Below are 9,857 nucleotides of genomic sequence, written 5' to 3'. Positions count from 1 at the left end.
GGGTGTGTGCAGCGGCGCCGGGGATCGTCGACGCCCTGCACCTGCCGTTGACCTCCGCGGTGGGGGCACTGCATCCCCGCCGCGACGGGGTCCCTGCGTTCTAAGCCGCCGGGGCGGCCGGCCGATTCGTCAAGCATGATGTGCTGATGTTCGGGCTCGAAGTGATCGTCGCGCTGTTTGCCATCGTGATCGTGGGCACAGTGCTGGGCCGGCGCTACCGGGTAGGCCCGCCGGTACTGCTGATCGGGCTCGGCGCGCTGCTGGGGCTGGTCCCGCGGTTCGGCCACGTACAACTCGACGGCGAAATCGTGCTGCTGCTGTTCTTGCCGGCAATTCTCTACTGGGAGAGCCTGAACACCAGCTTTCGCGAAATCCGCGCCAATCTCCGCGTCATCGTTCTGCTCAGCGTCGGTTTGGTGATCGCCAGCGCGATAGCGGTGTCGTGGACGGCCCGGGCATTCGGGATGGAATCACACGCCGCCTCAGTTCTCGGCGCGGTGTTGTCGCCGACCGACGCCGCCGCCGTCGCCGGTCTGGCCAAGCGGCTGCCACGCCGCACCCTGACCGTCATGAAAGCCGAAAGCGTCATCAACGACGGCACCGCACTCGTCCTGTTCGGCGTGAGTGTGTCGGTCGCGGTGGGCGGCGCGCCCGTCGGCCCGCTCGACCTGAGCCTGCGATTCATCGTCTCCTACCTCGGCGGCATCGCCGCCGGCCTGCTGGTAGGTGGTGTCGTGACGCTCGCCCGGCAGCGGCTCGACGCGCCGCAGGAAGAAGCCGCGCTGAGCCTGCTGACGCCGTTCGCCGCGTTCTTGCTGGCCAGCTCGATTGACTGCAGCGGTGTCGTCGCGGTGCTGGTATCTGCTCTGATGCTCGCGTATGCCTCGCCGCGGCTGATCCGGGCTCGATCCCGCCTGGTGTCGTTCGCGTTCTGGGACATCGCAACGTTCCTGATCAACGGTGCGCTGTGGGTGTTCGTCGGAGTGCAACTCCCCCGCGCGGTGCGCGGAGTCGCCCGAGTCGACGGCGGCATTCAGCACGCTGTCGTCATGGCCGTCGCCGTCACCGGCGTCGTCATCGCCACGCGGATGGTGTGGGGAGAAGCCACCACGATGCTGATTCGAGCTGTGGATCGGCGCGCAGCGCAACGCGCACGCCGGATCGACTGGCGTCAGCGCATGGTGTCCGGCTGGGCTGGATTCCGCGGAGCCGTATCACTTGCCGCCGCGCTCGCGGTCCCGCTGACCACCCGCAGCGGGGCGCCCTTCCCGGATCGCAACCTGATCATTTTCGTCGTGTCCTTCGTCATTCTCACGACCGTGCTTGTCCAGGGCAGCACGCTGCCTGCCGTGGTCCGCTGGGCTCGCATTCCCGAAGACCTAGCCCACGCCGACGAACTGCAGCTTGCGCGTTGCCATGGTGCCCAAGCCGCGCTGGACGCGCTGCCATTGGTCACCGCCGAGCTCGGCGTCGACGAAGAGCTTCAGAACCGTCTGCACGCCGAATACAAACAGCACGCCGCCCTGGTCAAAGCCAGCGGCGACGGCTCCGCCGCCCACGATGCCGAAGAGCGCAGCGATGTGATTCGGCAGGTTCGTCTTGGCGTGCTCGAGCACAAGCGCCGTGCCATCACCGAGCTTCGCGACCAGCGCCGCATCGACGACATCGTCCTGCTCGAGTTGCAGTCCTCGATGGATCTCGAGGAAGCGCGGTTGCTGGGGTCTTCCGGGTCCGACTAGCCAGATCCATTACCGCGCAGCAACTTTCGCGACGATCTGATTGGCGATGTCGACGGCGGAGTTCGCGGGGTTAGCGCTGCAGGTGTTGACGTCGACGACGACGTTGTTCTTGACGGCCAAGGCCCGGCCGCAGGCCCACCCACCGGTCTTCGCCTCTTGCTGCGTCGAAATCGTGCTCAGTGCGCCGCTTTCATCCGAAATCGGGCCGACGATCCACTCCGTTCCGGACTGGGTGTGGGTGTACTGGTGGCACGCCGGCCAACGCAGCCCCGACGCACCGACGAACACGTTGGCCTGTTTCGCGGTGGGGAAAAGCACCACCGCCTGCTCGGCGTAGTGCGTGAAGTTATTGCCGTCGTTGAGCGCCTGATCACGCACGGCGGTGAAACCACTGTTGGCGTACACCTGGGCCTGCGCCGAGCCGTCGATGGCCAGACATTCGGCGGGCTTCATGGTGGCGCTGTCGTCCGACATCGCGTCGTGCTTTTTGATCACCGCCATCTCGGTCGCGCCCATAAGCGGGTTGATCTGGGCGGGAGTGAGCAACATCGAGTCGAGTTCACGCTCGACCACCGGGCGCGGGATCAACGAGGTGACGGTCGTCGTCGAGCTCGTGCCGGCTTGGTTGCCGCCGCCGCAGCCCGCGACAAGAATCCCGACGCCGGCCCCGGCAAAAGTAGCCGCGATACGCCGCATTTCCGTTGTCCCATCCCCGTCGTACCCCGACCCTATCGCCCTACCAGGGCAGTAGACCGATTTTACCTTCGCGCAGCGACTCCGGTCAGAGCAGAGATGGTTTGCGGAATGGACCTGTGACGCTGCATACCTCGTCCTGTGATCTTCGTGTTCACGGCCTGTTCAGCCGATCGTCAGTGTTAGATCGTTGACCGCACACCACCGCCGGTTCTGCTGGCCATATGCGTGTCGTTCAGGTCGCCAACTTCTACGGTCCTCGCTCCGGCGGCCTTCGCACCGCCGTCGACCGGCTGGGTGCGGAATACTGCGCCGCGGGCCACCAGGTGTTTCTGATCGTCCCGGGACGGCGCGACGAACACACCCAACTGTGCACCGGAGTCGAGCGAATCACGGTGCCCGCCAAGCTGATTCCGTTCACCGGCGGATACCGCGCGGTGCTGCCCGGACGGGTGCGGACGCTGCTGAGAGCCTTGCGACCAGACACCCTCGAAGTATCTGACCGGCTTACGCTGAGGTCGCTGGGCCGCTGGGGCCGCGACCACGGCGCGACGACGGTGATGATCTCCCATGAGCGTCTCGATCGCCTTGCGGGTCAAGTACTTCCACGCCGCACCGCGCGGAAGTTCGCCGACTTCGCCAACCGCCGCACCGCCGCCGACTACGACACCGTGGTGTGCACCACCGGGTTTGCCCGCGAGGAATTCGATCGCATCGGCGCGACGAACACCGTCACCATTCCGCTCGGGGTGGACCTGGAGACCTTCCACCCGTCGCGTCGTTCCGCGCTCGTCCGTCAGCGTTGGGCCACACCGAGCCAGATATTGCTGGTGCATTGCGGCCGGCTGTCGGTGGAGAAGCGGGCCGACCGCAGCATCGACGCGGTCGCCGCGTTGTGCGACGCCGGCATCGAGGCCCGACTGGTCGTGGTGGGCGACGGTCCGTTGCGGGCCCGGTTGCAACGCCAGGCCGGTCGATTGCCGGTCGATTTCACCGGTTTCATTTCCGACCGCCGCAGCGTCGCCGAGTTGCTGGCCTCAGCCGACGTCGCGCTGGCACCGGGGCCGCACGAAACCTTCGGGTTGGCCGCGCTGGAGTCGCTGGCGTGCGGAACGCCGGCCGTGGTATCCCGCACCTCGGCGCTGGGCGAGATCATCACCGCTGACAGCGGTGCCCTGGCCGACAACAACCCCGCGGCCATTGCTGCGGCGGTCGCCGCGATCGTCCGCCGACCCGAAGCGCATCGCCGCTCCTGCGCGAGGCGCCGCGCCGAAATGTTCACCTGGCAACGAGCTGCGGTCGGCATGCTCACGACGCTCGGCGGCGCGGCGCCGCCCGCCGAACCCGACGATTCTCAACACACCGCGTAGTTGCCTAACCGGAGTTGACGGGTCCTACCTGGCCGGTCAATGGATTGACCTGGACGGTCATCGGCCCGCCGGGCACCTGCTTTCCCTGTGCCGCCGCGCGTTGCTGCGCGGCCTGGGCGAGCGCGTTGACCACCGGATTGTTCTTCGCCATCTCACGGCGATCCTCATCGGACAGCTCGTAGAACGACCACAGCCCCCACGCGGCGGGACGGACGTAGATCGTCACCTTTTGATGCCGACGTTTGTTCGCCGACAACACCGCGGGAACGGCCACTACCCGGTCCAGCGTTGCGGAACTGACCAGCTCCTGAGCGATCTTCTCCACCTCGACCCCGTCTTGGAGCTCGTAAACCATTGACTGGTGGGGTGTGTGGGATGGGCCCTGGAGGGCCAGGAACCACGCCATCGGCGTCTCCTTCGCTCGTGATTGTCAGCGCAACTGTAGAGGACGGAGTCGGATCCGCGGCCCGATTCCCGGGTGCGCTCGGCGATCGCGACAGTGCCGATCGCCCCTGCGGCCGCGGCTAATTGGAGTCGGGGAAGGCGACCTGGCTCGCCGGCGCCCCGCGGGCGACGACGACCGGCATCGACGTCGAGGCATTGGTCTGCAGAATCGTCTGCACCACCTCGATGAGGTCTTCGACGGGCATCAACTTGCCGGGCATGCAGCCGCCGGACACCCACAGCGGGTAGGCCTTCATCGCCAGGTCGCTATCCCAGCCGACGTTCATTCCGGTTGCCGCGTCACCCTCGCCGCCCGCGCACTCCCCCACGATCAGACTGGTGAAGCCGACATCTGGGTGCTCGGCCCGCCAGGCTTCCACGAGCCTTTCCAACGCGGCCTTGCTGACGCCGTAGGCGCCGAGGCCCGGCCACGGCGGCCCGAAGGTGCCCGCGTCGGACGACAGGTAGACCGCCTTGCCCGTGGAGGCCGTCAGGTGCGGAATCGCCGCCGCCGTCGCCAGCGACGCACCGATGACGTTGGTGTCGAAAATCCGCCGCCAGGTGTCGGCACCGGTGTCGACCATGCGAACGAGCGGGCTGATGGCGGGCGTGTAGATGAGGTTGTCGATGCCGCCGAGCGCTTCGGCCGCCTGATCGAATGCCGACCGACACGATTCCTGGTCGGTGACATCGCATTCGAAGGCCACGGCACCGGACCCGGCCTCCTCGGCGGCGGCTTCGATGCGCGCGCGACGCCGGGCGAGCAACGCGACCTGTCCGCCACGCTGTGCAAGACCGACACCGATGCAACGCCCGAGCCCGCTCGACGCTCCGACGACCACTGTCCGTGACATATTTGCCCTCTCTTGTAACGCGCACCGATGCAGGCACAGCGTATCGGCCGCGATTCGTCCTTCCATACCGCGCGCGGGCCGTGGCGTCGCCGGGGCACGAGTGGCACCACCGCCGGAGCCTGCCTCCGAAGAATTGGATCCGCAATCCGGATAGTTGGCGGCGCGCGAACTTGTGAGTTTAGCCACGTTTGGAACGGGTTAAACGCAGCACACATTGGAGTGTTCGGTACGCCATGCGTACCCCGAAATGAGGCAATGAGCATGACATCTTTCGCCGTTACCGAGATCCGCAAAGACGAGCGTGACTACGACAGCTGGCTCGACACGCTCACCCAAGCGTCGGCCCGTCTCGACGTATTACAGACCGTTGTCACCGAGTTGCGCAGCCTCTGCGAACGCGAAGACGTGGTCGACAGCCGCCGGGTGATGGAGGTGCTCGAACGGCACGGCGCAGTCGCCTAGGGACACATCCGCGCCGCCTGACTGCACGACCACGTAGGTCGGTACCGTGAGTCAGATGAAGTACTTGGACGTCGACGGCGTCGGCAAGGTCAGCAGGATCGGACTGGGCACCTGGCAGTTCGGCTCGCGCGAATGGGGCTACGGCGACGGTTACGCCGCCGGTGCTGCGGGCGACATCGTCCGTCGCGCACGCGCGCTGGGCGTCAACTTCTTTGACACTGCCGAGGTATACGGACTCGGCAAGAGCGAGCGGATCCTCGGCGACGCACTGGGTGCCGAGCGCGATCAGGTTGTGGTGGCGAGCAAGGTCTTTCCGGTCGCGCCGTTTCCCGCCGTGGTCAAGCAACGCGAGCGCGCCAGCGCGCGGCGCCTCCAGCTGGAGCACATCCCGCTCTACCAGATTCACCAGCCCAACCCGGTCGTTCCCGACTCGGTGATCATGCCGGGCATGCGCGAGCTGCTCGACAGCGGCGCGATCGGCGCAGCCGGTGTTTCGAACTATCCGCTGTCCCGTTGGAAGCAGGCCGATGCCGCGCTCGGGCGACCCGTCATCAGCAACCAGGTGCATTTCTCCCTCGCCCACCCGCAGGCGCTCAATGGCCTGGTCCCCTTTGCCGAGCAGGAGAACCGTGTGGTGATCGCCTACAGCCCGCTGGCGCAGGGGCTACTCGGCGGCAAGTACGGCGTGGATAACCGGCCCGGCGGCGTTCGCGCCATCAACTCACTGTTCGGCACTGAGAACCTGCGCCGGATCGAGCCGCTGCTGCAGACATTGCGTGACGTCGCCAAGGACGTCGATGCCAAGCCCGCACAAGTGGCGCTGGCCTGGCTGATCAGCCTGCCCAACGTCGTTGCCATCCCCGGTGCATCCAGTGTCGAGCAGCTCGAATTCAACGTCGCCGCAGCCGATATCGAGCTGAGCGCGGATTACCGCGAGGCGCTGACCACCGCGGCCCGCACCTTTCGGCCGGTGTCCACGAGGCGCTTTTTGACCGACACGATCCGGGAGCGGCTCGGCCTGCACTGAGCTCCCGCTAGCGCAAGCTCACCAGCTGATCGACCGTATCGAAGGGCAGCTCGCCGTCGACGAAGGCGGTGATCGTCATGGCGTTCAACGTGATCGAGCCATGGTGGTTATCCAGAAAGGCGGTGTCGGCCGCGTCGCGGCCGGTCGCGATGCGCACCATCGACTGCCGGGGCGCCAGGCACGTGGCGTCGACGACACGCCACTCACCGTCGAGGTATGCCTCGGCGACCGCGTGAAAGTCCATCGGGTCACACCCCGGGGCGTACACCGCCGCGAGACGGGCCGGCATCTGCAGTGCCCGCAACATGGCGATCACCAAGTGGGCGTAGTCGCGGCACACCCCCGCGCCCGCCAGCAGTGTGTCGGCGGCGCCGTCGATCGGATCACTCGATCCTGGAACGTAATTCAGCCGGGTGCCCACCCACGATGAGACTTTCTCGAGCAACGTCGCCGAGTCGGCAAATTGCGCGAACTCGGTGGCGGCGAATCCGAAGAACTTGTCGGATTCGGCATAGCGGCTCGGACGCAGATAGGTGATCAGGTCGATGTCACGGACCGGTGCGGCCTCGGCTTCGCCGGCCACCGTAGCCGAGTACGACAGGCTGACCACTCCCTCGCCGACATCGATCGCATGAATCCGGGTGTCGTGCGGTCCGAGAATCTCGCGAGGCTGAACTAGCTTGCCGTTAAACGTGATTGCCAGAGATTCGCGAACCTCGAGACCCGGCTGGCGAGCGACGGCGACTTGGAACTCCAGCGTGGTGGGAGCGGTCACCTCGACGTCGATCTGCGCGCCGACTTCACGGTTGGCGATCGTCGTCGCTGTTCCTCGCCCGTCGTATTTGTGCTGCCGCCATGAGGGCATGTCTGGACCGCCCTTTCGTTGTCGCAGATGTGCGCCGCGGCAACGCACCGCCGTCGACCGATGTCCTACCAAACGTCAGCGTAGTGGCTCCACCCTACAGGCGAATCGGGCTCGCCTGCGCTAGAGGACGTACAGCATCTCCTGGTAGGTGGGCAGTGGCCACAGGTCGTCGGCGACAACGGCTTCCAACGCATCGGCAGCGGAGCGGATTGCCGTCATCGCGGGCAGCAGCGTTTCCTGCGCATATTTGGCCTCCTCCACCGCGGATTCCGCCGAGTGGTCAGACAGCGCCGATTTCAGCGTCGCCAAACCGGCCTCGAGCTCGGCGAGCGGGCCCGAGACCGCCTCCAGCGCAGTCATGCTCGGCGGGATGCCCGCGGCCCTCAAAGCCAAGACGTTTTGCGCAAGCTGAGTTTGATGGCGGACCGCGGCCGGCAAGACGACCGTGGTACCGATCTCCAGTGCCAGTTTGGCCTCCACGCCGATGGTCAACGCGTAATGCTCCAACCGGACCTCGTAGCGGCTGTGCAATTCGCGTTCGCTGAACACACCGTATTTCTCGAACAGTTCGATCGAATCCGGCTTGATCAATTCGGGAATCGCGTCCAGGGTGGTCTTGAGGTTCGGCAGGCCCCGCTGGGCCGCTTCGATCTGCCAGTTGTCCGAATAACCGTCACCGTTGAAGACCACGGCGCCGTGCTCGGTGATCACCTCGGTGAGTAGCTGCTGAACCGCCTGGTCGAAGTTTTCGCCGTCCACCACGGCCTGCTCCAGAAGTGTCGCCATGTAGTCGAGCGAGTCGGCCATGATCGTGTTGAGCACGATCATCGGCACCGCAACCGTCTGGCCCGATCCGGGCGCACGGAACTCGAATCGGTTGCCGGTGAAGGCGAAGGGACTGGTGCGGTTGCGGTCGCCCGGGTCGGTCGGCAGCAGGGGCAATGTATCGACACCGATGGTCATGGTGCCCTTGCCTTTTGACGACGTCGCCGCTCCTTTGGCGATCTGTTCGAAGACGTCGGCGAGCTGTTCGCCGAGGAAGATCGAGATGATCGCCGGCGGCGCCTCGTTGGCGCCCAACCGGTGGTCGTTGGTGGCCGAGGCCACCGACACCCGCAACAGCCCGCTGAACTTGTGCACCGCGCGGATCACCGCCGCGCAGAACACCAAGAACTGCGCGTTCTCATGCGGGGTGTCGCCGGGAACCAACAGCGAGCCCAACTCCGCGTTACCCATCGAGAAGTTGACGTGCTTACCCGATCCGTTGACGCCCGCGAACGGCTTTTCATGGAACAGACATTCCATGCCGTGCTTTTTGGCGATCGTCTTGAACACCGTCATCAACAGCTGCTGATGGTCCGAGGCGATGTTGGCGCGCTCGAACATCGGCGCCACCTCGAACTGGCCGGGGGCCACCTCGTTGTGCCGCGTCTTGGCGGGGATACCGAGTTTGAACAGCTCGCGCTCGGTGTCCATCATGAAGCCCAGCACCCGCTCGGGGATGGCGCCGAAGTAGTGGTCGTCGAACTCTTGACCCTTGGGCGGCTTGGCGCCGAACAGCGTGCGACCGGCGTTGACCAGGTCTGGACGCGCCAAAAAGAAGTGCCGATCGACCAGGAAGTACTCCTGCTCGGGGCCGCAGAACGAGACGACGTGATTGAAGTCCTTGTGGCCGAACAACTTCAAGATGCGCTCAGCTTGGGCGCCCATGGCCTGCTGGCTGCGCAGCAACGGCGTCTTGTAGTCCAGTGCCTCGCCGGTCATCGACACGAAAACTGTTGGGATGCAAAGGGTGTTGCCGTTCGGGTTTTCCAGAATGTAAGCCGGGCTGGTGACGTCCCAACCGGTGTACCCGCGCGCTTCGAAGGTGCTGCGCAGGCCGCCGGACGGGAAGCTGGAGGCGTCGGGCTCACCCTGGATGAGAGTCTTGCCGGCGAACTCGGCGAGCGTCTGCCCGTCGGAGACGGGTTCGAGGAAGCTGTCGTGCTTTTCGGCGGTCAGGCCGGTCATCGGGTAGAAGACGTGAGCGTAGTGGGTGGCGCCGCGCTCCAGCGCCCAGTCCTTCATGGCCACCGCGACCGCATCGGCGACGGCCGGGTCGAGCTTGGCGCCTTTGTCGATGGTGGCCAGCACCGACTTGTACGTCGCCTTGGGCAGCCGCGCCTGCATTTCCGCCTTGGTGAAGACGTTCGTCCCGAAGATCTCCCCCGGCTCCTCGCCCGGGTCGAAGCTGATCGCGGGAGGTACATACGCCTCGACGTTGTTGATTGCCTGCAGGCGTGCAGCATTGCCGCTCAATAGAGCCCCCATCGCCGCGATGCGTCGCATCGGATTGCCAGACTGTTGTCCGGCTGACACTAGGGACGATCGGTTCCGGGAATGTTACGTCGCTGTCAAACTCTG

9 protein-coding genes are annotated in these 9,857 nt (G+C 65.7%); 4 read left to right on the top strand and 5 right to left on the bottom strand.

The features are described 5' to 3' along the window. Window positions 1–146: 146 nt before the first annotated feature. Window positions 147–1,739, top strand: a complete 1,593-nt coding sequence (locus VGG53_RS21835) for a Na+/H+ antiporter (protein ID WP_331520204.1) — start codon at window positions 147–149, stop codon at window positions 1,737–1,739. A gap of 9 nt (window positions 1,740–1,748) precedes the next feature. Here the strand turns inward: VGG53_RS21835 and VGG53_RS21830 are convergent, their stop codons facing one another. Next, entirely contained in the window at window positions 1,749–2,435 is a 687-nt protein-coding gene (locus VGG53_RS21830) for a sensor domain-containing protein (protein WP_331520203.1), read from the bottom strand. Window positions 2,436–2,656: 221 nt separating this feature from the next. Here VGG53_RS21830 and VGG53_RS21825 point away from each other — a divergent pair, with 221 nt between their 5' ends. After that, window positions 2,657–3,802, top strand: a complete 1,146-nt coding sequence (locus tag VGG53_RS21825; protein WP_331520202.1) for a glycosyltransferase — start codon at window positions 2,657–2,659, stop codon at window positions 3,800–3,802. A 4-nt stretch (window positions 3,803–3,806) separates the two neighbouring features. Here the strand turns inward: VGG53_RS21825 and VGG53_RS21820 are convergent, their stop codons facing one another. Continuing rightward, a complete protein-coding gene (locus VGG53_RS21820; RefSeq protein ID WP_331520201.1) occupies window positions 3,807–4,208 on the bottom strand; it encodes a hypothetical protein in 402 nt (133 codons plus the stop codon). Window positions 4,209–4,326: 118 nt separating this feature from the next. Next, complete coding sequence (locus VGG53_RS21815; RefSeq protein WP_331520206.1) at window positions 4,327–5,088, bottom strand: SDR family oxidoreductase; 762 nt, start codon at window positions 5,086–5,088, stop codon at window positions 4,327–4,329. 273 nt (window positions 5,089–5,361) lie between these two features. Here VGG53_RS21815 and VGG53_RS21810 point away from each other — a divergent pair, with 273 nt between their 5' ends. Both VGG53_RS21810 and VGG53_RS21805 read left to right on the top strand, forming a co-directional pair. Beyond that, complete coding sequence (locus VGG53_RS21810; protein ID WP_331520200.1) at window positions 5,362–5,562, top strand: hypothetical protein; 201 nt, start codon at window positions 5,362–5,364, stop codon at window positions 5,560–5,562. Between the two features lie 55 nt (window positions 5,563–5,617). Then, the gene (locus VGG53_RS21805; protein WP_331520199.1) at window positions 5,618–6,589 is read left to right on the top strand and encodes an aldo/keto reductase; all 972 of its coding nucleotides are present in this window, start codon (window positions 5,618–5,620) and stop codon (window positions 6,587–6,589) included. Between the two features lie 7 nt (window positions 6,590–6,596). Here VGG53_RS21805 and VGG53_RS21800 read toward each other — a convergent pair whose 3' ends face one another. Together VGG53_RS21800 and VGG53_RS21795 are read right to left on the bottom strand one after the other, a co-directional pair. Further along, window positions 6,597–7,454, bottom strand: a complete 858-nt coding sequence (locus VGG53_RS21800; RefSeq protein ID WP_331520198.1) for a transglutaminase family protein — start codon at window positions 7,452–7,454, stop codon at window positions 6,597–6,599. A 120-nt stretch (window positions 7,455–7,574) separates the two neighbouring features. Beyond that, the gene (locus tag VGG53_RS21795) at window positions 7,575–9,752 is read right to left on the bottom strand and encodes a glutamine synthetase III (protein WP_331520205.1); all 2,178 of its coding nucleotides are present in this window, start codon (window positions 9,750–9,752) and stop codon (window positions 7,575–7,577) included. Window positions 9,753–9,857 lie beyond the last annotated feature (105 nt).

It is taken from the genome of Mycobacterium sp., assembly GCF_036490025.1.
GTDB lineage: Bacteria > Actinomycetota > Actinomycetes > Mycobacteriales > Mycobacteriaceae > Mycobacterium.
The sequence above is the reverse complement of the archived record's forward strand: the minus strand, read 5'-3'. Positions and strand labels throughout refer to the sequence as shown.

What these genes read in the sequence shown, in the direction of transcription:
- VGG53_RS21820 (WP_331520201.1), bottom strand. Translation starts at nt 4,208, where the DNA reads ATGGCGTGGTTCCTGGCCCTCCAGGGCCCATCCCACACACCCCACCAG.
- VGG53_RS21800 (WP_331520198.1), bottom strand. Translation starts at nt 7,454, where the DNA reads ATGCCCTCATGGCGGCAGCACAAATACGACGGGCGAGGAACAGCGACG.
- VGG53_RS21825 (WP_331520202.1), top strand. Translation starts at nt 2,657, where the DNA reads ATGCGTGTCGTTCAGGTCGCCAACTTCTACGGTCCTCGCTCCGGCGGC.
- VGG53_RS21835 (WP_331520204.1), top strand. Translation starts at nt 147, where the DNA reads ATGTTCGGGCTCGAAGTGATCGTCGCGCTGTTTGCCATCGTGATCGTG.
- VGG53_RS21810 (WP_331520200.1), top strand. Translation starts at nt 5,362, where the DNA reads ATGACATCTTTCGCCGTTACCGAGATCCGCAAAGACGAGCGTGACTAC.
- VGG53_RS21805 (WP_331520199.1), top strand. Translation starts at nt 5,618, where the DNA reads ATGAAGTACTTGGACGTCGACGGCGTCGGCAAGGTCAGCAGGATCGGA.
- VGG53_RS21830 (WP_331520203.1), bottom strand. Translation starts at nt 2,435, where the DNA reads ATGCGGCGTATCGCGGCTACTTTTGCCGGGGCCGGCGTCGGGATTCTT.